The following is a 20,388-nucleotide window of genomic DNA, read 5'->3' as shown; positions in this document are numbered from 1 at the left end:
GCGCGTGCGTAGGCTGGCGGCGTGAGCGCAGCCACCACCGTCTTCGTCGCGCGCCTGGCCGGGACCAGCGTGTTCGACCCCATCGGCGACCAGGTCGGACGGGTGCGGGACGTCGTCGTGCTCATCCGGCCCAAGGGCGCGCCCCGCGCCGTGGGCCTCGTGGTCGAGGTGCCCGGGAGACGCCGGGTCTTCCTCCCGCTCACGCGCGTCACGAGCATCGACGCGGGCCAGGTCATCTCGACGGGCCTGGTGAACATGCGGCGGTTCGAGCAGCGCGCGATGGAGACGCTCGCCGTCAGCGAGCTGCTGGAGCGCACGGTCGAGCTCGTCGACGGGTCGGGCTCGGCGACGGTCGAGGACCTCGCGATCGAGCGGCAGCGCACCGGCGACTGGCTCGTCACCAAGCTGTACGTGCGGCGCCGCGCGCAGCACAAGGGCACGCTCGGCCTGCGCCGACGGGGCGACGCGATCGTCGTGGACGTGGGGGCGGTCACCGGCCTGGCGGGGAGCACCGAGGCGCAGGGCGCCGCGATGCTCCTGGCCGCCTACGACGATCTCAAGCCCGCCGACCTCGCCGACGTCATCCACGACCTGGGCGACACGCGCCGGCTCGAGGTCGCGGGCGCGCTCGACAACGAGCGCCTCGCCGACGTCCTGGAGGAGCTGCCCGAGGACGACCAGGTCGCGATCCTCTCCGGCCTCGACACCGACCGCGCCGCCGACGTCCTCGAGGCGATGCAGCCCGACGACGCGGCGGACCTGCTGCACGAGCTCCCCGAGGCGCAGGCCGCGCAGCTCCTCGAGCTCATGGAGCCGGAGGAGGCGCGCGACGTGCGCCGCCTGCTCGCCTACGCGGAGGACACCGCGGGCGGTCTCATGACGTCCGAGCCGGTCGTGCTCGGCCCCGAGACGACCATCGCCACCGCGCTCGCGCAGATCCGGCGCAAGGACCTCGCCCCCGCGCTCGCGTCGATGGTGTTCGTCGCGCGCCCGCCGCTCGAGACGCCGACGGGCCGGTTCCTCGGCGTCGCGCACTTCCAGCGGCTGCTGCGCGAGCCCCCGCACGCGGCCGTCGGCTCGGTGCTCGACTCCGACGTCGAGGGCGTCGCTCCCGACGCTCCCCTGGGGCGCGTCACGCGCATCCTCGCGACGTACGACCTCCTGTGCGTCCCCGTGCTCGACGCGGAGAAGCGCCTGCTCGGCGCGATCAGCGTCGACGACGTGCTCGACCACATGCTCCCGGACGACTGGCGCGAGACGGACGACGACGTGGACACCGAGCAGGCGCGCGCCACGCTCGCGCCCGGCGCGCTGCCGCGTCCCGCGGCCCGCGGCGGCGCGACGGGGGTGACCCGTGGCTGACCGCCTCGACACCCCGAAGAGCGCGCGGCGCTCCCTCATCCCGCGGGTCAAGGTCGACCAGGACGCGGTCGGCCGTGCGACCGAGGGCATCGCCCGGTTCCTGGGCACGCCCCGGTTCCTCGTCTACCTCACCGTGTTCTGCGCGGTGTGGATCATCTGGAACTCGTGGGGGCCGGAGGGCCTGCGGTTCGACTCCGCGGAGTTCGGGTTCACCGCGCTCACCCTCATGCTCTCGCTCCAGGCGTCGTACGCGGCGCCGCTCATCCTGCTCGCGCAGAACCGCCAGGACGACCGCGACCGCGTCACCGCCGAGCAGGACCGGCAGCGCGCGGAGCGCAACCTCGCCGACACCGAGTACCTCGCGCGCGAGATGGCCGCGCTGCGCATCGCGCTGAGCGAGGTGGCCACGCGCGACTTCGTGCGCTCCGAGATCCGCAACCTGCTGGAAGAGCTGGAGGAGAAGTCGGCCCGCCAGCCCGACGACGAACCCTCCGACCGCTGACGCGAGATCGACCCGCCCGTCGCCAGATCGACCCCCCGAGGGTCGATCTCGGCCGCTCGGGTCGATCTCAGGATCCGCTACCGCGTGCCCTCGGCCGCGACGCGGCGCAGGCGCTCGACGAGCGCGGGGTCGCCCTCGACGGCCAGGCCGTCGGCCGGGCCCCGGCCCCACAGCCACAGGTCGAGCGCCCACGCGGGGCCGGAGACCTGCGTCGTGGTCGAGCCGGGGAGGTCCACGAGCTGCGCGACGTCGAGGTCGTACGCGGTGCCCGACTCGGGGCCCGTCCCGGTGAAGCGCCCGAACGCGAGCTCCCAGCTCCGGGGCCGCTCCCCGAACCCGTCCACGACGACCGACACCGTCGCGCCGTCGGGCGTGAACACGCCCCAGCCGGGCACGCCGTCGATCATCACCGACAGCACCTCGTCGACGCCGTCCGCCGCGACGTCCGGGTCGGCGGGCGTGACGTCCCGGCCGGCCGTGAGCTCGGCGTCCGCGCGGTGGATCAGCGCCTCGTGCGCCTGCCGGCGCACGACCCAGCCGACGTGGCGGCCGTCGTCGTGCCACGACCAGCACGGCTCCGCCGGGTCGCGACCCGTGAGGGCGGCGACGAGCCGGCTCGTCGAGCGCTGCAGCAGCGCGGGCAGCTCCGCGTCCGACGACGGCCGCGCGAGCGGGGTGACGTCGTCGCCGTCGAGGCCGTGCCCGGGGGTGGGCCCGACGACGCGCGCCCAGAAGTCCTGCACCTCCGCGAGGTGGTAGAGCAGGTCCGCGCCGGTCCACTCGGGGCACGCCGGCACGCGCGCGTCCGGGGGCGCGCTGCGCACGGCGTCGCCGAACAGCTCGCTGTCCCGTGCGAGGGAGGCCAGGGCGTCCATCCGTGCACCGTAGACCCGTTCGGCGCACCACGGCGTGCGATGCGCCTCACGTCCGTCCCGGGACCTAGGGCCCGGCGGACCGCGGCGCCGGCGCGCCTACGATGGGTCCATGCCCGACCCTGTTGCAGACCCGCTCGAGCACGCCGTCCGGCAGGCCCTCACCACGGTCCTCGACCCGGAGATCCGCCGCCCCGTCACGGACCTCGGCATGATCCGCTCGGTCGCGGTCGCGCCCGGGGCGCCGGGCGCCGTCGTGACGGTGGGCGTGGACCTCACGGTCGCGACGTGCCCGATGCGCGACACGCTCTCGCGCGACGTCGCCGCCGCCGTGCGCGCGGTCGACGGCGTGGCGGACGTGCGCGTGGACCTGGGCGTCATGAGCGCGGAGCAGCGCGCCGAGCTGCGCACGATGCTGCGCGGCGGCGTGGGCGAGCCCGAGATCCCGTTCGCGAAGCCGGAGTCGCTGACCAGGGTCTACGCGATCGCGTCCGGCAAGGGCGGCGTGGGCAAGTCGTCCGTCACGGCGAACCTCGCGGTCGCGCTCGCGGCGCAGGGCCTCGAGGTCGGCGTCGTCGACGCGGACATCTACGGGTTCTCGATCCCGCGCATGCTCGGCGTCGACCGGCAGCCCACGCGGGTCGACAACATGCTCCTGCCGCCGATCGCGCACGGGGTGAAGGTCGTCTCGATCGGCATGTTCGTCCCGCCCGGCCAGCCGGTCGTGTGGCGTGGCCCCATGCTGCACCGGGCGCTCCAGCAGTTCCTCGCGGACGTGTTCTGGGGCGACCTCGACGTGCTGCTCCTCGACCTGCCGCCCGGGACGGGGGACATCGCGATCTCCGTGGCGCAGCTCCTGCCGGGCAGCGAGATCGTCGTGGTCACGACGCCTCAGGTCGCGGCCGCCGAGGTCGCGGAGCGCGCGGGCTCGGTCGCCACGCAGACGCAGCAGGGCGTGGTGGGCGTCGTCGAGAACATGTCGTGGCTCGAGCAGCCCGACGGGTCGCGGCTGGAGGTCTTCGGGTCCGGCGGAGGTGAGCGCGTCGCGGCGAACCTGTCCCGCGCCACCGGGACCGACGTCCCGCTCCTCGGCCAGGTCCCGCTCGACGTGTCGCTGCGCGAGGCGGGCGACGGCGGCACCCCCGTGGTCCTCGCCGAGCCCGGTTCGCCCGCGGCCGTCGCGCTGCACGACGTCGCGCTCGGGCTCGCGCGGAGGCCGCGCGGCCTCGCGGGGCGCTCGCTCGGGGTCACGGTCGTCTGACGCCTCCTGCCGGGGCGCCTGACGCCTCCTGCCGGGCCGCCTGACGCCTCGTGCCGGGGCGCCCGAACGGGGAGCCCCGGGGGCCGGGCGGGCGACGTGCCTCGTCGTCCGGCAGGGCCCCTGTCTTTTCTCCGTGCCACGGTATAGTCTCGCCCGCATCTCGTCAGGGGGACGGCCGTCAGGCCGGTGAGGGGGATCGTGTCGTGGCGTCGTCGCTGCTCCACGCTGCCCTCTTGCGCCCTCACACGCCTTCGCGCACCCTCGCCCGTTCCCCGTCGCCCCACGCGGGGGCGTTCGGCCCGTTACCGATGGGTGACCTCTGGGTGGAGAGAACGCGACGGAACTCCTCCCCAGGGATGACGACGCCCCCGGTCCGCACCCCCTAGCCTCGGGCCGGGCGTCCACCCGACCGCCCTCGCAGCACCCCCTCACCGACCGTCACCGTCGTCCCGTCACCGTCGCCCAGGAGCCCGCACGTGGGTATCACCCGCCGGATCGTCTTCCCCGCCCTCCGCATCGTCGTCTGGGGGGTCATCGCCGCCGCGCTCGCCGTGATCGCCTTCCGGTCGGCGCCCGAGCCCCCCGCGGACCCGGCCGTGCCGTCCGCGGAGCTCGTCGAGCCGCGCGTGACCGTGACCACGGGCGACGTCACCAACACCGTCACCCTGACCGGGCAGATCGTCGCGGACCCGGCCGCGCCACAGAAGGTCACGCAGCGCGGCGTCGTGACGGCGGTGCACGCCCAGCCGGGCGACGTCGTCGAGGCCGGTGCGCCGCTGCTCGAGGTGACGCTCACCGAGCCGCAGGAGCCGGTGACGAAGACCGACCCCGAGACCGGCGAGGTCACGGTCACCGAGCGCCGGCCGAAGGTGACGAAGGAGACCGTGAAGGCCACCACCGCCGGCACGGTCGCCACGTTCACCGCTCTGAAGGACCAGGAGGTCGCCGTCGGCGAGGACTTCGCGTCGGTCTCCCCCGGGACGCTCTCCGTCACGGGCAGCATGGTCGCCGAGCAGCAGTTCCGCCTGCTCCAGATCCCGACCGAGGCGACGGTCACCGTCACCGGCGGGCCCGCACCGTTCACCTGCACGAACCTGCGCATGGGCACTGCCGCCGCTCCCGCCGGGACGCCCGAGGACGGCGCGACCGACCCCGCCGCGGGCGCGACCTCGGCGAGCGTCACGTGCGCCGTGCCGGGCGACGTCACCGTCTTCGCCGGGCTCGCCGCCGAGCTCGAGATCACCGCCGGCTCGGTCGAGGGCGCCCTCGTCGTGCCCGTGACCGCGGTGCTCGGCCGGGTCGAGCAGGGCAAGGTGTGGGTCGTCGGCCCCGACGGCGAGCCCGAGGAGCGCGCCGTCGCCCTCGGCCTCACCGACGGCAGCGTCGTCCAGGTCACCGAGGGGCTCGCCGAGGGCGACGAGGTCCTCGAGTTCGTGCCCGGCCAGGACGTCGTGCCGGTCGTCGACCCCCTGACCGGCGAGGTGGTCGGGGGATGAGCCTCCTGGAGCTGAGCGGGGTCGCCCGCTCCGTCCTCCTCCCCGACGACCGCGAGCTGGAGATCCTGCGCGGCATCGACCTCACCGTCGACGCCGGAGAGCACGTCTCGATCGTCGGGCGGTCGGGCACCGGCAAGTCCACCCTGCTCAACATCCTCGGGCTCCTCGACACCCCGACCGGCGGCGAGTACCTGCTCGACGGCGTCCCCATCGGCCGGCTCTCCGGACGCGCCCGGGCACGTCGCCGCGGGACGGACTTCGGGTTCGTCTTCCAGCAGTTCAACCTCCTCCAGGGCCGCACGGCGCTCGAGAACGTCGTCGCGCCGCTGATGTACGCGCGCGGCCGGCAGTTCTGGCAGCGCCGGACGCTGGCCGCGGAGATGCTCGACCGCGTCGGGCTCGGCGACCGCCTCGACACCCGCCCGGAGAAGCTCTCGGGCGGCGAGCAGCAGCGCGTCGCCATCGCCCGTGCGCTCGTGCGCGTGCCCCGCGTGATCCTCGCCGACGAGCCCACGGGCGCGCTCGACGTCGACACGGGCAGCGAGGTCATGGACCTGCTCGACACGATCGCGCGCGAGAACGGGTCGGCGCTCATCGCCATCACGCACGACCTCGCGGTCGCGTCGCGCGCGGCCCGCCAGTTCCGGCTCGCCGACGGCGTGCTCACCCCGATCGCCATCAGCGCGCGCAGCGCCGGCTCGCTCGCGTCGCTCGACGCCCCGGGCGCACACCCCGGGACCCAGGACGCCGCAGGGCCCTACGGCCCCGGGGCGGAGGGCGCCGTCGCGCCCGCGCTGGAGGCCGGCGACGACCAGGCGGAGCACGTCGCGCGGCCCCTGGTCGCCTCGCACGGCTCCGCCCCCCGCGCGGGGGACGCCGCGTGACCGGGGTCGTCGGCGCCGTCCTCGAGGCGTGGGACGAGCTGCGGGTCCACAAGGTCCGCGTCCTGCTCGCGCTCGTCGGCGTCGCCGTCGCGGTCTGCGCGATCACGGCGATCTCCGCGGCCGGCGAGATGCTGCGCCAGGTCTCCGCCGAGCAGAACGACCGCTGGGGCGGTCGCGCCGCCACGCTCCAGGTGTCGGCCTGGCCGACCGGCGAGAGCGGGAGCGTCATGCCCGCGCCCGAGGAGTACGAGCGCGTGTTCGACGAGGTCGTCGAGCGCTACGCGATCGGCTACTCGTCGATGCTCCGCGACGCGCCGGCGCCCGTCCGCTTCCCCGACGGCACGCGCGAGGTCTACACGACCGGCGTCGAGGCCGACTGGGCCACGATGCACCGCTTCGAGGTGACGTCGGGACGGTGGTTCACCGACGCCGACGCCGACCGCCTCGCGCCCGCGCTCGTCGTCAACCAGGCGTTCCTCGACGCGCTCGGCGGCGTGGCCGTGGCCGAGCACCCGACCGTGACGATCGGGGGCGACAACCCGGTGGTCGCGACCGTCGTCGGGGCGTTCCCGGACGACTGGCCGCAGGCCGAGCCGCAGGCCTACGTCCTCGTGGACGCCCAGTCGGCCTGGGTCACCCCGGAGTCGCTGGAGATGACCGGGCCGCCGCGGCTCGAGCTGTGGGTCCCCGACGAGCTCGCCGACGGGCTCGTCGAGGCGATCCAGCGTGACGTCGCGGGCGCGATCAGCGGCACGCAGGCCGAGGTCTACCGGTCCGACTCGGCGAGCTACGGCGTGGTCGACGGTGCGATCCGCTGGGTCGTGCTCGGCGTCAGCGTGATCGCGCTCCTGCTCGGCGGGCTCGGGCTCGTCAACATCGCGCTCGTCACCGTGCGCTACCGGATCCGCGAGATCGGGATCCGCCGGAGCTTCGGGGCGAGCTCGGGCCGCGTCTTCTTCTCCGTGATGATGGAGAGCGTCGTCGCGACGACCGTCGCGGGCGTGCTGGGCGTGACCGTCGCGGTCGTCGCGCTGCACAACCTCCCGCTCGACGCGCTCATGGGCTCGGCCGTCCAGGACGCCCCCGGCTTCCCGTTCTCCGCCGCGGTGACCGGGATGCTCGCCGCCGTCGGGATCGGCGCGCTCGCGGGTCTCCTCCCGGCGCTCGTCGCCGTCCGCGTCAAGGTGATCGACGCCATCCGCTACTGACCGACCGTCACGACGACGTCCGACGTACTCGACCGCTCCGCCCACAGCCAGGAACACCAGACAGGGGATGCACGACATGACACGACGACTCACGGCTCGCGCCACCACCACCGCGATGGTGCTGGGGGGTGCGCTCCTGCTCGGGGCGTGCTCGTCGGGCGCAGAACCGTCGACCTCCGAGGCGGACAGCCCTCTGACCGCCTTCTTCGAGGACGTCTACGGGGACTGGGACGAGGAGAAGATGCAGGCGGAGCAGCGGGAGATCGAGGAGGCGACCGCCCGCTGCATGACCGAGCAGGGGTTCGAGTACCAGCCGGTCGACCAGTCCGGGATGAGCTTCACGTCCGAGGAGAACGCCGAGCGCGACCCGGAGCAGTACGCGGCGGAGTACGGGTACGGCTTCACCATCTACGAGGAGCCGTCCGCGGAGGAGCAGGCGGAGATGGACGCCTGGGTCGACCCGAACCAGGAGTACGTGGAGGCCATGTCCGAGTCGGAGCAGACCGCCTACTACGAGGCGCTCTACGGCGACATGGCGAGCATGGAGTACGACGAGGACGAGGAGATGCCGGAGTACGACCCGTCCACGGCCGGCTGCCAAGGTGCCGCGCAGGAGGAGGTCTACGGCGACCAGAACGCCCTCTGGGAGAGCGAGGAGATGACGGCGTTCAACGAGGCGACGACCCAGCTCTACGAGGACATCGCCGCCGACCCGCGCCTCAAGGAGGTCGACTCCGCGTGGGCCGAGTGCATGGCCGACGCGGGCTTCACCGGCTACGCCTCACCGCAGGAGGCGATGGACGACATGATGGAGCGCTCGAACGCGCTGTGGGAGGGTGCCGACCCGGAGGGACCGAGCGAGGAGACCCTCGAGGCGGCCAAGACCCTCGAGCGGGACACCGCCGTCGCCGACGCAGCCTGCCAGAAGGAGGTCGGCTACCAGGAGGTGCACCTGGACGTCCAGATCGACCTCGAGACGGCCTTCGTCGAGGAGCACCAGGCGGAGCTGGAGACGATCCGCGACCTCATGGCGGAGGCCCAGCGGTGAGCGTGGACGACACCCGGCTCCTCGACCCGGCGACGGAGGACCCCGCGGAGCCGGACCCGCAGGACGGCCGCGGGCGCCGCCGGCTCTCGCTGACGGGGCACCGCCTGGTGTGGTTCGTCGCCGGCGTCGCGGTCCTCAGCCTGGTGGCGGGCATCGTGCTCAGCCGGCTCGTCGTCTCGCCGGCGCAGGCGGCCGCCGACGCCGAGCCTCCCGAGGCGGGCCTCATCACCGTGCCCGTGGAGCGGCGGACGCTCGCCAACGACGTGACGCTGCGCGCGGACGCGACGTACGACGACGCGGTGTCGGTGAAGATCGAGACCGGCGACCTGGGTGGTCCCGCCGTCGTCACGGGGCAGGTCCCCGAGGTCGGCGCCGAGCTGGGCGCGGCGGGCGTCGCGCTGGAGATCGCGGGACGTCCGGTGATCGTGCTCCCGGGCGAGCTCCCGGCGTACCGGTCGCTGCGCGTGGGGGTCTCCGGTCCCGACGTGCTCCAGCTCAAGGCGGCGCTCGGTGCCGTGGGCATCGACCCCGGGCGCGCCGACAGCGACCTGTACGACGCCGCGACGGCCACCGCCGTCGAGAAGCTCTACGCGCAGGTCGGCTACCCGGCACCGTCGGCCGCGGAGGAGGCCGCGCTCGCGCTGTCGAGCGCGCGCGAGGGCGTGCGCGCGGCGGAGGACGCGCTCGACGGGGCGCGCGCCGCGCTCGCGGCGGCGCAGACCGGGGCGACCGACGTGGAGAAGCTGCAGGCCGACAACGCCGTGCGTGCCGCGGAGCGCGCGGTGGCGGCGGCGCAGGCCGAGGGCGGCGACGTCGCGGGCGCGCAGGACGAGCTCCGGCTCGCGCAGGCGCAGCGGGCCGAGCTCGACCGTCCGCGCCAGACCGCGGCGGAGAGCGCGGGCGTCGAGTCGGCGCGGCGCCAGCTCGCCGACGCGCAGGAGGCCCTCGAGGAGGCGCGGACGCAGACCCTCACGGCGCTGCCGGCGAGCGAGGTCCTCTTCCTCGCCGGGCTGCCCCGCCGCGTCGACGAGGTGCAGGTCGAGCGGGGCAGCACGATCGAGGGTCCGGTCATGTCCGTGTCCGGGGCGACGCTCGTGCTCGAGGCGTCGGCGGCGGCGTCCGACGCCGAGCTGCTCGAGGTCGGAGCGGCCGCGACGCTCACGCTGCCGGACGACTCCGAGGCGACGGCGACCGTGACGGCGGTCGAGCCGGCGTCGGCGGCGAAGGACGCCGAGGGCGAGGGCGACGAGAAGGGCGGGGGCGCCGGTCGCTTCACGGTCTCGCTGACCCCCGACGCCCTCACGCCCGAGCAGGTCACCGCGCTGCAGGGCCAGAACGTGCGCATCCGCGTCCCGGTCAGCTCGACGGGGGGCGAGGTGCTCGCCGTCCCGCTCGCGGCGCTCACCGCGGGGCCGGGGGGCGAGTCCCGCGTCGAGGTCCGGCGCGGGTCGGGCGCGGACGCGACGACCGAGCTCGTGGACGTCGAGACGGGGCTCGCGGCGCAAGGGTTCGTCGAGATCGTCTCCGCCGACGGCGAGCTCGACGAGGGCGACCTGGTGGTGGTCGGCGAGTGACCTGGACCGAGCTGGGGCTCCCGGGGACCGATCCCGGCGGCGGCCCCGACGCGGTGGCCCCGGGACCGCCCGACGGCACGACGTCGACCGACGGGTCGGCCGACGGCACCGGGGGCGGGAGCGTCCCCGCCGCCGTCGTCGACCTCGTCGACGTGTCGCGCAGCTTCCCGGGTCCGCCCCGGGTGGACGCGCTCCGGGGAGTGAGCCTGCGCGTGGACCCCGGCGAGTACGTGTCGATCATCGGCCCGTCGGGCTCGGGCAAGTCCACGCTGCTCAACATCCTGGGCCTCCTCGACCGGCCGACGTCGGGCGAGTACCTGCTCGACGGCGTCCCGACCGGGAGCGCGTCGGAGTCGGTGCGCTCGAGCCTGCGCGGCGGTCGGATCGGCTTCGTCTTCCAGTCCTTCCACCTGCTGCCGCAGCGCACGGTGCTCGACAACGTCCTGCTCGCGACCCTGTACAGCGGCGTGCCGCGCGGGGAGCGCGAGGAGCGGGCCCGCACGGCGCTCGAACGCGTGCACCTCACGCACCGGACGACGTTCCACCCGACCACCCTCTCGGGGGGCGAGCGCCAGCGGGTCGCGGTCGCCCGGGCGATCGTCGCCGCGCCGCACCTGCTGCTCGCGGACGAGCCCACGGGCAACCTCGACTCGACGAACTCGGCGGAGGTCATGGACCTGTTCGACGAGCTCCACGGGGACGGGCTCACGCTGGCCGTCATCACGCACGACCCGGTCGTCTCCGCGCGCGCCGAGCGGCGCGTGCGGATCGCGGACGGCCGGCTCGAGGAGCTGGACCGGTGAGGGCGCCGTGGGACCGGGTCCGGCACGCGCGCCGGCGGGGCGCCGCGCGTCCCGGGCGCGACGCCCGGCTGCGGGTGCGCGGGCGCGACCGGTTCGGGGCGCGCGACCTCTTCGCCGAGGCGGCGCACGGGATCGCCGCGCGGCCCGGCCGGCTCCTGCTCACCGTGCTCGGGACCGTCCTGGGGATCGCGTCCGTCGTCGTGACGGTAGGCCTCGCGCAGACCGCCGCCGGGCAGATCAGCAAGCAGTTCGACGCGGTCGCGGCGACGCAGGTCGTCGTCGAGCCGAAGACGACGACGCTCATGTCGGGCGAGGAGCGCGCCGTCGCGCGGCTCCCGTGGGACGGCCCCGAGCGCGTGCTGCGCCTCGCAGGCGTCGAGGAGGCAGGGGCGGTCGCGGCCGTGGACGTCGCGGGGGCGTCCGTCACGGCGGTGCCCGTCAACGACCCGTCCGTCGCCGCCCAGGCAAGCCCGGACGTCGTCGCCGCGACGCCGGGGCTCCTGGGCGCGGTGCGGGGCGAGGTCGTCACCGGTCGGTTCTTCGACGCCGGGCACGACGCGCGCGCCGACCGTGTCGCGGTCCTCGGGGCCCGCGCGGCCGAGCGGCTCGGGATCAACCGCGTGGACCGTCAGCCGTCGGTCTTCGTGGGCGAGCGGTCGTACACGGTGATGGGGATCGTCGACGACGTGCAGCGTCGCACCGACCTGCTGGACGCCGTGATCCTCCCCGCCGGGACGGCGCGCGCCGACTTCGGGGTCGGCGCCCCGGAGGAGCTGCAGCTGCGGATCGCGACGGGCGCGGGGAGCGTCGTGGCGCGGCAGGCGCCCGTCGCGCTGGACCCCAACGCCCCGGAGGGCTTCGTCGTCAAGGCGCCCACCTCGGGCTCGGCGCTGCGGGAGAACGTCCAGGCGGACGTCAACGCGATCTTCCTCGCGCTCGGCGGCATCGCGCTCCTCGTCGGCGGGGTGGGGATCGCCAACATCACGCTGCTCTCCGTCATGGAGCGGGTCGGCGAGATCGGGCTGCGGCGCGCGCTGGGGGCGACCCGACGCGACATCGGTGCGCAGTTCGTCGTGGAGTCGGTCGTCGTCGGGCTGCTGGGCGGCCTCGTCGGGGCCGCGCTGGGCGTGATGGCGGTGGTCGTCGTCTCCGTGGTGCAGGAGTGGACGCCGATCCTCGACGTCCGCATGGCCCTCGGTGCGGCGCTCCTCGGCGGCGTGGTCGGCCTCCTCGCCGGCACCTACCCGGCCCTCAAGGCCGCGGCGATCGAGCCGATCGCGGCGCTCCGCGGCGGGACCTGACCGCGCGGGTCGCGCGGGTCGCCCGGTCGGGACGAGTTCCCGACCGGGCGACCCGCCGGGCGACCCGTCGTCGTCGGCCTGCGCGCAAGCAACCCGATGTTTGGTCGTGTTCGATCGTGTTGGATTTCTCGGCGATGTGGACAATACTGGTCGCATGCTCGCCTCACAGCGCCAGGAGCGCATCCTCGCGGAGATCCGGGACCACGGCGCGGTCCGCATCGGCGACCTGACCCGAGAGCTCGGGGTGTCGGACATGACGATCCGGCGCGACCTCGTCGAGCTCGCCGACCAGGGCCTCGTCCGCAAGGTCCACGGGGGCGCCGTCGCCCCCCACACGACCGCGCACGAGCCCGGCTTCGCCGCCAAGAGCTCGCGCGAGGCCGCGGAGAAGGAGGCCATCGCGACGGCCGCCGCCCGGCTCATCACCGCGAACGCGTCGGTGGCGCTCAGCGCCGGCACGACGACGCACCTGCTCGCCGCCCGTATCGCCGCGGACCCCGCGCTGCGCCCCCTGACGGTCGTGACGAACTCCCTCCCGGTCGCCGAGATCCTGCACCGGGCGAACGACCCGCGCCTGGAGACGATCCTCACCGGCGGCAGCCGCACCCCGTCCGACGCGCTCGTCGGCCCCCTCGCGGAGGCCGCGCTCGCGGGCCTGCGCGTCGACCTCGCGTTCGTCGGCGCGCACGGTGTGGACCCGGAGATCGGGCTCACGACGCCGAACCTGGACGAGGCCGCGACCAACCGCGCGCTCATCGAGTCCGCGGGCCGTACCGTCGTCCTCGCCGACCACACGAAGTGGCACACGACCGGCCTGCGCGTCTTCGCGACCTTCGCCGACGTGGACGTCCTCATCACCGACGCCGGTCTCGCCGAGGACGAGCGCGCGCGTGTGCAGGACCTCGTCGAGCAGCTCGTCGTCACCTGACGGCGGACCGCAGCCGCCTCCTCCCCACCGCACCGCGATCGGAACACCGCACGCATGAACCCCCACCTGCGCCGCACCTCGACCCGCCTCGCCGACGGCCGCGAGCTCGTCTACTTCGACGACTCGCCCGCGTACGTCTCGGGTGAGCGCTCACGTCGGCTCGACGACCCGCGGCCGCTGCCCGACCGGTTCGCCCCGGTGCCCGGCCCCGACGGGACCCCGCGCCCGTACGTCGGCCCCGAGATGCGCCGCGACCCGCTCACGGGCGACTGGATCCCGCTCGCCGCGCACCGGATGAACCGCACGTTCCTCCCCGCGGCCGACTCGTGCCCGCTGTGCCCCGCGCGTCCCGGTGCGGCGTACTCCGACGGCGAGGTCCCCGACACCGACTACGACGTCGTCGTCTTCGAGAACCGCTTCCCGTCGCTGCAGCGCGTCCCCGGGGTCGAGGACGCCGTCGTCGAGGACGCGCCGCTCCAGGTCCACGCCCCGGCCGCGGGCCGGTGCGAGGTCGTGTGCTTCTCGAGCGACCACCGCACGTCGTTCGGCGCGCTCTCGCCGCAGCGCGTGCGCACGATCATCGACGCGTGGGCCGACCGCACGGCCGCCCTGGGGGCCGTGCCGGGCGTCGAGCAGGTCTTCTGCTTCGAGAACCGCGGGCAGGAGATCGGCGTCACGCTGCACCACCCGCACGGGCAGATCTACGGCTACCCGTACGTCACGCCCCGCACGCGCGCGCTGCTCGACGAGGCGCGCGAGCACCACCGCCGCACGGGCCGCAACCTGCTGCGCGACGTGCTCGACTCCGAGCTCGCGGACGGGCGCCGCGTCGTGCTCGAGACCGAGCACTGGGTCGCCTACGTGCCGTTCGCGGCGCGCTGGCCCGTCGAGGTCCACCTCGTCCCGCGACGCGACGTGCCCGACCTGCCGGCCCTCACCGACGCCGAGCGCGACGACCTCGCGACCGCCTACCTCGAGCTCCTGCGCCGCCTCGACCGGTTCTTCGAGACGGCCGACGGCGACCCCATCCCGCTCCCCTACATCGCCGCGTGGCACCAGGCGCCGGCGCACGAGGGCCGCTCCGTCGCGGACGGCGGCACCGACGACGTCACCCTCGCGCGGCTGCACCTCCAGGTCTTCTCGGTCCTGCGCGCGCCGGGGAAGCTCAAGTACCTCGCCGGCTCGGAGTCCGGCATGGGCGCGTGGATCAGCGACACGACGCCCGAGCGGATCGCGGCGCGGCTCCAGGAGCTCGCGCCGTCGAGCGCGGCGCGCGGGTGGGTCCGCTCGTGGTCCGACGACGACGGCGCCGCCCGGGCTCGCGCGGTCTTCGCCACGGCGTTCGGCGCCGACGCGGCCGACGCCCGCGCCGGTGACGGCACCGGCGGCGAGCACGAGGACGACGTCCACGTCTGGGCGGCGCCCGGTCGCGTCAACCTCATCGGCGAGCACACCGACTACAACGCGGGCCTGTGCCTGCCGGTCGCGCTCCCCCACCGCACGTACGTCGCGCTGCGCCCGCGCCCGGACTCGGTCGTCCGGCTCGCGTCGGCCCAGGCGCCCGGCGAGACGTGGACGACGACGCTCGACGACGTGGCCCCGGGCACGGTCGCGGGCTGGGGATCGTACGTCGCGGGCGTCGCCTGGGCACTGCGCGAGCACCTCCTCGCCCAGGGCACCGACCCCGGCGCGATCAGGGGCTTCGACGCGGCGGTCGACTCGAGCGTCCCGTTCGGGGCCGGGCTCTCCTCGTCGGCCGCGCTCGAGTGCGCGGTCGCGGTCGCGCTCGACGACGTCGCCGGGCTCGGCCTGGCCGCGACCGACGCCGGCCGCGCCGCCCTGGCGGCGGCGAGCGTCCGCGCCGAGAACGAGATCGCGGGCGCCCCGACGGGCGGCATGGACCAGTCCGCGTCCCTGCGCGCGCACGCCGGCCACGCGCTCCTCCTCGACTGCCGTCCCGGGCTCGACCCCGTCGCGTCCGCCGAGCAGGTGCCGTTCGACCTGGACGCCGCGGGGCTGGCCCTGCTCGTCGTCGACACGCGCGCCGAGCACCGGCTCGTCGACGGCCAGTACGCCGCGCGCCGCGCCACGTGCGAGGACGCCGCCCGCACGCTCGGGCTGGACTCCCTGCGCGAGCTCGCGGACGACGTCGCCGCGAGCGACGACCCTGCGGCCACCCTCGCCGTCGCCCTGGAGAAGCTGCCCGACGACGTCACGCGCCGCCGGGTGTGCCACGTCGTCACGGAGATCGGCCGCGTCCGCGACGTCGTCGCGCTCCTGCGCGACGGCCGTCCCGGCGCGATCGGGCCGCTCATGAACGCGTCGCACGCGTCGCTGCGCGACGACTACGAGGTCTCGAGCGTCGAGCTCGACGTCGCCGTGGACGCCGCGCGCGTCGCCGGCGCCCTCGGCGCGCGCATGACCGGCGGCGGGTTCGGCGGGTCCGCGATCGCGCTCGTCCGCGCCGACCAGGTCGAGGTCGTCGCCGACGCCGTCCGCGCGGCGTTCGAGCGCGAGGGCCTCGGCGCCCCCGGCTTCCTCCTCGCGACCCCGTCCGCCCCAGCCGAGCGCGTCGCCTGACCCGACACGACGTCACACGCCGCCGAGCACGACATGAGGGTCGCGATGCGGCACATGACGACCCTCATGTCGTGCTCGGCGGGGGCGGAACGTCTCAGACGTCGTACGTGGCGACGAGGGGAGCGTGGTCGCTCCAGCGCTCGTCGTGCGTCGGCGCGCGGTCGACCTCGACCTTGACGGCGCGCTCGGCGAGCGACGGCGTGGCGAGCTGGTAGTCGATGCGCCAGCCCGAGTCGTTGTCGAACGCGCGCCCGCGCCACGACCACCACGTGAACGGGCCGGGGCCCTCGCCGCCGTGGACGCGGCCGAGGTCGACGAGGCCGATCTGGTCGAGCCAGGTGTCGACGTACGCGCGCTCCTCCGGGAGGAAGCCGGCGCTCTTGAGGTTGCCCTTCCAGTTCTTGATGTCGACGTTGTGGTGGGCGATGTTGAGGTCGCCCGCCAGGACCACCTTCTCCCCCGTGGCCGCGAGTTCGTGCAGGCGCGCGGTGACCTTCTCGAGGTAGGCGTACTTGGCCACCATCGTCTCCGGCTGGCTCACGGTGCCGGAGTGGATGTACGCGGAGACCACGGTGAGGCGACCGCCGTCGGGCAGCTCGAGGTCCGCCTCCACCCAGCGGCCCGTGTCGACGGGCGGCTCCGGCTCGCCGGCGCCCAGCCCGACGCGCACCGCCGAGACGGGCAGCCGCGAGGCGACGGCGACGCCGGCCCGGCCCTTGATGTCGCACGCCTGGTGCGCGACGTGCCACCCGTCGAGGAGGTCGTTCACGATCGAGTCGGGGGCGCGGACCTCCTGGAGCAGGAGGACGTCGGGCGTGCGGGACGCGATCCAGGCGTCCATCCCGCGGCGGTAGGCGGCACGGATCCCGTTGACGTTGGCGGTGGCGATGGTGTGCAAACGGCACTCTCCTCGGGGGGTGACCAGGCAAGGAGTCCATCATGCCGTCCGCGACACCCCGTCACCGTCGCCGCCCGACCCGCGGGCGCCCGGCTGCGAGCGCCGGAGTTTCACCCGCTCTCGACATGCCGACCGGAGCGTTCCGCGCTTCGCTGACACGCGTGAGCCGATGGGGGCGGGCGCGACGTCGCGCGATCGCCGCTGTCCTGGTGCTCGCCGCGCCAGCCGTGTTCGTCGCCTCGGCCGCGAGCGCCGACGCCCCCGTTGCTCGAGCTGCCTTTCGACCTCTCGAGACGGGGTATCCGCCCGCGCCGTGCGTGCAGCATGGCGAGCAGAGCAAGGCCGAGCGGATCATCTGGGACGAGGTGTCGCGCCTGGTGGCTGCGGGGCTACCCGCGTGTGAGCTGACGTGGGTCCTCGAGCCCCCATACGACGGTTCGTGGGGTATCGCGTACACCGCCGCAGAGGCCGAGGGCGACCGGCCGCTGATCGTGATCGACCCGAACGTTGCGACGTACACCGACGACCTCGACCCGGAGGAGCGAACCCGGGTCCAGCTCGACACAGACGTGCGCACGGCCGTGCGACACGAGTTTGGGCACGTGCTGACCTACTTGCTCGGATACGACGACGACGAGCTGCGTGACATCTTCCCCGCGGAGCTCGAGGGCGCGAACATCTCGGAGTCCACCCGGTACGGGCTTGAAGCGTCCGCGGAGGCCATCACGCAAGCACTCACACCGCCCGGTGAAGGGCGGACCTGGATGTACGACAAGCACGTCGATGATGCCGACGTCGCAACCGCGCGCGAGCTCCTGGCCCGCTTCACCGACCCCGGGTCGACGACGACCCCCTGACCCCAACAGAACGGCCCCGGCCGGTGCTACCAACACCGAGCGGGGCCTGACCACCACTAGAGGAACGGACCCTCTGCGATGGCTCTCGCCCACGCTAGCAGCACCCTGCCCACGGCGCCGACGGCGCCCGACTCGACGACGTCCGCACGCCGCTACGTGAACGCGTGGCGCGACGCGGTGTGGGCCTCACGCGACCTCCGCGCGACGGACAAGCTCGTCGCGCTCGCCTACGCCGACCACGCGTCCGCCGGCCCGCTGCGGGTGTGGGTCGCCGCCGAGCGCCTGCAGACGCGCACGAGCCTCGGCAGGACCGCCACGACGGCCGCCGTGCGGCGCCTGCGCGACGCCGGGTGGCTCACCCTCACCTCGGCCGGCGTGCGCGGCTCCACGACCCGCTACGCGCTCACCACGCCCGGCACCGACGCCGCCGAGCTCGAGCACGACGACCAGGTCGACGACGTCGACGTCGTCGAGCACCAGGAGCACGAGCCGCGAGCGCCGCGACAGGTGTCGCCTCGCGACGAACTCGTGTCGCCTCGCGACGAAAGGGTGTCGCGAGGCGTGCCGGATCCCCTGTCCCATCCCCTGCCCCATCCCCCCACAAGGTCGCTCGCCGTCGTCGACGACTCCCCCGGCGAGCGGGACGCCCTGCTCGCCGGGGTGGTGGAGGAGATCCGGACCCACCCCCTCGCCCGCGGCCTGGCGGCCACGGCGGTCCGTCGGCACGCCCGCGAGCTACGCGCCGCCGGGTGGACGCCCGACGACGTCGCCCGCGAGCTCGCCGCCCAGGACTGGACCGGCGCCCGCGGGCCGGGCCTGCTGCGCTACCGCCTCACCGCGCTCGCGCAGACCGGCCCGACGCCGGCACCCACACCCCGGACGGTCGTCCGCCCGGTCACGACGTCGCGGCAACTGCTCGACGACGCCGACGCCGACGTCGCCGCCGCACCCCCGACCCCCGAGACGCTCGCCGCGGCCCGTGCCGCTGCCTGGCCGCACGGCCGGCCGACCACCACCCGCTGACCACCACGCACGAGAGGACCACCGCCATGACCACCACCGCCACGCCCCGCTCGACGACGTCCGCCCGGATCAACCCCGACAACCGCGTCATGCTCGCGGGGCTGCTGCTCGTGCTCGTCGCCGTCGCCGCGGCCTCGTTCACGCTGAGCTTCACCGGGCTTTCGGCGGCCGCGCCGTGGGTCGCGCTCCCGGCCCGGCTCGCGTGGCTCGTGCCCGTCGTGCTCGAGGTCGCGATGCTCGTCTACGTCGGCGCCGCGCTCCTGCGCGCGCACCGCGGCCAGAGCGCCCGGCTCGCTTGGACGCTCGTGTGGGTGCTCACCACGGTGTCGTCCGCGATCAACGCCGCGCACGCCTGGGACGCCGGCCCGCAGGGCTGGCAGGGAGCCGTCGGCGCGGCGCTGGCCGGCATGTTCCCGTTCATGACGCTGGCCGCCGCGCACGTCGTCGTGGACGTCGCGGTCGCCGCGCGCCCGGACGCCATGGCCGCGGCCGTGGCGGACACCGCGGCGGACACCGCGGCAGCGACGGACGCGGACACCACGCCAGCGTCCGCGAGCGCCGGACAAGCGGACGCGCCCGCCGTCGTCGGCGACGTCGCGCCGGTCGCGCTCGTCGTCGAGCGCACGCCCGAGCTGCACACCGTGGACACCGAGGCGGTCGACACTCGGACGGACAGCGGACACCGGGACAGCGTCCGGACGCTCCGGACGGCTGCGCGCGGACGCGTGGCCGAGCGCCTCGAGGAGATCGACCGCCTCGCGCTGACGACGGACATGTCCGGGCGCGCGATCGCCGACGAGCTCGGCCTCGGCCGGACGAGCGTATGCGCCCGCGTGTCCGCCGTCCGGGCCGAGCGGACGGACACCCGGACACCGGACACGGACGCCGTCTTGCTCGCTGTCTAGGTGTCCGTCCACGCGGGGACCGCCCACCGCCGCGAGGGGTCCGCGCCGACCGGCGTCGTGTGGTTCTGCCACCGGACGACGTCCGCGCACCCCTCCGCGGCGAGCGCCCCGCACACCGGACACGTCCACAGCGTGTGCCACCACGGCTCAGAGCACCCGCACCGGACGAACCCCTCGCCCGGACGGCCGCGGTGCAACCCCCACGCGGAAGCGCACGCCGGACACTGGCGCGGCGGGACCTTGAGCCATCGCCCGCGCCGAACCTCGACCCACCCCGGCCATCGCTGTACGTCCATCCGACCATCGTCGCACCGCTCGAACACCTGTTCGACATACGGCGAAGCGCCCCCGCCCCTCCCGTGTGGGAGGAGCGGGGGCGCGTTCGCGTGCGGGGCCGGTCAGGCGAGGTCGGCCTCGCGGTACATGGCGACCGTGTCGGAGCCGTCGAGCCGGACGCCGTAGTGCCAGCCGTCCTCGCGCTGCTCGGCGTAGAAGATGACGCCTGACACGCTGCCCGAGTCGGTCGTGACGTGGTCGCCCTTGCGGCGGGGGGCCGCGGCCAGGGTCGTGATGTCGTGCACGCCGCCGGCGTCGGGCACGGTGAGGGTCGGTGTGGAGGAGAGGCCGAGATGGCGCAGCCAGGCGTCGACGGCGGGGATCGCCATGATCCGGGCCAGCGCCGCGGCGACGGCCGCGAGGACGGCGGCCGCGCCGACGACCCACGCGAGCCACGCGTCGGGCAGGTAGCCGCCAAGCTCGTCGGACAGGATCGCTGCGACGAGCGGGGCAACGATCCCGAGGACGAGCACGACGGAGATGACGGTCTGGGCCGCGGTGCGCCAGGACGCGCGGCGGGGGTACTCCTGCTGGGAGGACGTGGTCATGG

General features: G+C 74.9%; 18 protein-coding genes and 1 pseudogene. 16 read left to right on the top strand and 3 right to left on the bottom strand.

Annotated elements, in window-relative coordinates; all coding sequences use genetic code 11:
* Positions 1 to 21 precede the first annotated feature (21 nt).
* Both ACTJIY_RS11570 and ACTJIY_RS11565 read left to right on the top strand, forming a co-directional pair.
* The gene (locus ACTJIY_RS11570; protein WP_253050924.1) at positions 22 to 1,362 is read left to right on the top strand and encodes a magnesium transporter MgtE N-terminal domain-containing protein; all 1,341 of its coding nucleotides are present in this window, start codon (positions 22 to 24) and stop codon (positions 1,360 to 1,362) included.
* Positions 1,355 to 1,864 carry a DUF1003 domain-containing protein gene (locus tag ACTJIY_RS11565; RefSeq protein WP_253050923.1) on the top strand — a complete coding sequence of 170 codons (510 nt, stop codon included), beginning with the start codon at positions 1,355 to 1,357 and terminating at the stop codon, positions 1,862 to 1,864. The genes ACTJIY_RS11570 and ACTJIY_RS11565 overlap by 8 nt, the downstream gene beginning before the upstream one ends.
* 77 nt (positions 1,865 to 1,941) lie before the next feature.
* Here ACTJIY_RS11565 and ACTJIY_RS11560 read toward each other — a convergent pair whose 3' ends face one another.
* Positions 1,942 to 2,739, bottom strand: coding sequence for a maleylpyruvate isomerase family mycothiol-dependent enzyme (locus ACTJIY_RS11560; protein ID WP_440674451.1), 798 nt, complete (start codon positions 2,737 to 2,739; stop codon positions 1,942 to 1,944).
* 109 nt (positions 2,740 to 2,848) lie between these two features.
* Between ACTJIY_RS11560 and ACTJIY_RS11555 the strand changes: the two genes are divergently transcribed.
* The 11 genes and pseudogenes from ACTJIY_RS11555 (at position 2,849) to galK (ending at position 15,819) form a co-directional block, all read left to right on the top strand.
* Positions 2,849 to 3,997 carry an Mrp/NBP35 family ATP-binding protein gene (locus tag ACTJIY_RS11555; protein ID WP_253050921.1) on the top strand — a complete coding sequence of 383 codons (1,149 nt, stop codon included), beginning with the start codon at positions 2,849 to 2,851 and terminating at the stop codon, positions 3,995 to 3,997.
* 476 nt (positions 3,998 to 4,473) lie between these two features.
* Positions 4,474 to 5,493, top strand: coding sequence for an efflux RND transporter periplasmic adaptor subunit (locus tag ACTJIY_RS11550; RefSeq protein ID WP_440674450.1), 1,020 nt, complete (start codon positions 4,474 to 4,476; stop codon positions 5,491 to 5,493).
* Positions 5,490 to 6,377 carry an ABC transporter ATP-binding protein gene (locus ACTJIY_RS11545; protein ID WP_440674449.1) on the top strand — a complete coding sequence of 296 codons (888 nt, stop codon included), beginning with the start codon at positions 5,490 to 5,492 and terminating at the stop codon, positions 6,375 to 6,377. Before ACTJIY_RS11550 ends, ACTJIY_RS11545 begins: the two co-directional genes overlap by 4 nt.
* Positions 6,374 to 7,585, top strand: coding sequence for an ABC transporter permease (locus ACTJIY_RS11540; protein ID WP_440674448.1), 1,212 nt, complete (start codon positions 6,374 to 6,376; stop codon positions 7,583 to 7,585). Before ACTJIY_RS11545 ends, ACTJIY_RS11540 begins: the two co-directional genes overlap by 4 nt.
* A gap of 76 nt (positions 7,586 to 7,661) precedes the next feature.
* Positions 7,662 to 8,633, top strand: a complete 972-nt coding sequence (locus ACTJIY_RS11535) for a hypothetical protein (protein ID WP_440674447.1) — start codon at positions 7,662 to 7,664, stop codon at positions 8,631 to 8,633.
* Positions 8,630 to 10,207 carry a hypothetical protein gene (locus ACTJIY_RS11530; protein WP_440674446.1) on the top strand — a complete coding sequence of 526 codons (1,578 nt, stop codon included), beginning with the start codon at positions 8,630 to 8,632 and terminating at the stop codon, positions 10,205 to 10,207. The genes ACTJIY_RS11535 and ACTJIY_RS11530 overlap by 4 nt, the downstream gene beginning before the upstream one ends.
* A gap of 152 nt (positions 10,208 to 10,359) precedes the next feature.
* Positions 10,360 to 11,010: an ABC transporter ATP-binding protein gene (locus tag ACTJIY_RS11525; protein WP_253051431.1), complete on the top strand. Its 651-nt coding sequence runs from the start codon at positions 10,360 to 10,362 to the stop codon at positions 11,008 to 11,010.
* Positions 11,011 to 11,078: 68 nt separating this feature from the next.
* On the top strand, positions 11,079 to 12,311 hold the full coding sequence (locus ACTJIY_RS11520; RefSeq protein ID WP_253051430.1) for an ABC transporter permease: 1,233 nt from the start codon (positions 11,079 to 11,081) through the stop codon (positions 12,309 to 12,311).
* 154 nt (positions 12,312 to 12,465) lie between these two features.
* Positions 12,466 to 13,239: a DeoR/GlpR family DNA-binding transcription regulator gene (locus ACTJIY_RS11515; protein WP_253050915.1), complete on the top strand. Its 774-nt coding sequence runs from the start codon at positions 12,466 to 12,468 to the stop codon at positions 13,237 to 13,239.
* 54 nt (positions 13,240 to 13,293) lie between these two features.
* Positions 13,294 to 14,496 (top strand): annotated as a pseudogene (galT, locus tag ACTJIY_RS11510) (galactose-1-phosphate uridylyltransferase); the annotation flags it as partial.
* A complete protein-coding gene (gene galK, locus ACTJIY_RS11505) occupies positions 14,470 to 15,819 on the top strand; it encodes a galactokinase (RefSeq protein WP_440674480.1) in 1,350 nt (449 codons plus the stop codon). The pseudogene galT and the gene galK, both read left to right, overlap by 27 nt.
* Before the next feature lie 94 nt (positions 15,820 to 15,913).
* Here galK and ACTJIY_RS11500 read toward each other — a convergent pair whose 3' ends face one another.
* Positions 15,914 to 16,717 carry an exodeoxyribonuclease III gene (locus ACTJIY_RS11500; protein ID WP_440674445.1) on the bottom strand — a complete coding sequence of 268 codons (804 nt, stop codon included), beginning with the start codon at positions 16,715 to 16,717 and terminating at the stop codon, positions 15,914 to 15,916.
* Between the two features lie 161 nt (positions 16,718 to 16,878).
* On the opposite strand from ACTJIY_RS11500, the gene ACTJIY_RS11495 reads away from it, so the two are divergent.
* The 3 genes from ACTJIY_RS11495 to ACTJIY_RS11485 all read left to right on the top strand — a co-directional run bounded on the left by ACTJIY_RS11495 (position 16,879) and on the right by ACTJIY_RS11485 (position 19,502).
* Positions 16,879 to 17,574 carry a hypothetical protein gene (locus ACTJIY_RS11495; RefSeq protein WP_440674444.1) on the top strand — a complete coding sequence of 232 codons (696 nt, stop codon included), beginning with the start codon at positions 16,879 to 16,881 and terminating at the stop codon, positions 17,572 to 17,574.
* Positions 17,575 to 17,652: 78 nt separating this feature from the next.
* Positions 17,653 to 18,597: a hypothetical protein gene (locus ACTJIY_RS11490; RefSeq protein WP_440674443.1), complete on the top strand. Its 945-nt coding sequence runs from the start codon at positions 17,653 to 17,655 to the stop codon at positions 18,595 to 18,597.
* 26 nt (positions 18,598 to 18,623) lie between these two features.
* Entirely contained in the window at positions 18,624 to 19,502 is an 879-nt protein-coding gene (locus ACTJIY_RS11485; RefSeq protein ID WP_440674442.1) for a DUF2637 domain-containing protein, read from the top strand.
* A 398-nt stretch (positions 19,503 to 19,900) separates the two neighbouring features.
* On the opposite strand, the gene ACTJIY_RS11480 is transcribed toward ACTJIY_RS11485, so the two are convergent.
* The gene (locus tag ACTJIY_RS11480; protein ID WP_440674441.1) at positions 19,901 to 20,386 is read right to left on the bottom strand and encodes a hypothetical protein; all 486 of its coding nucleotides are present in this window, start codon (positions 20,384 to 20,386) and stop codon (positions 19,901 to 19,903) included.
* Positions 20,387 to 20,388 lie beyond the last annotated feature (2 nt).

This window comes from Cellulosimicrobium sp. 22598, from assembly GCF_052044445.1.
In the GTDB taxonomy this organism is placed as follows: domain Bacteria; phylum Actinomycetota; class Actinomycetes; order Actinomycetales; family Cellulomonadaceae; genus Cellulosimicrobium; species Cellulosimicrobium cellulans_G.
The sequence above is the reverse complement of the archived record's forward strand: the minus strand, read 5'-3'. Positions and strand labels throughout refer to the sequence as shown.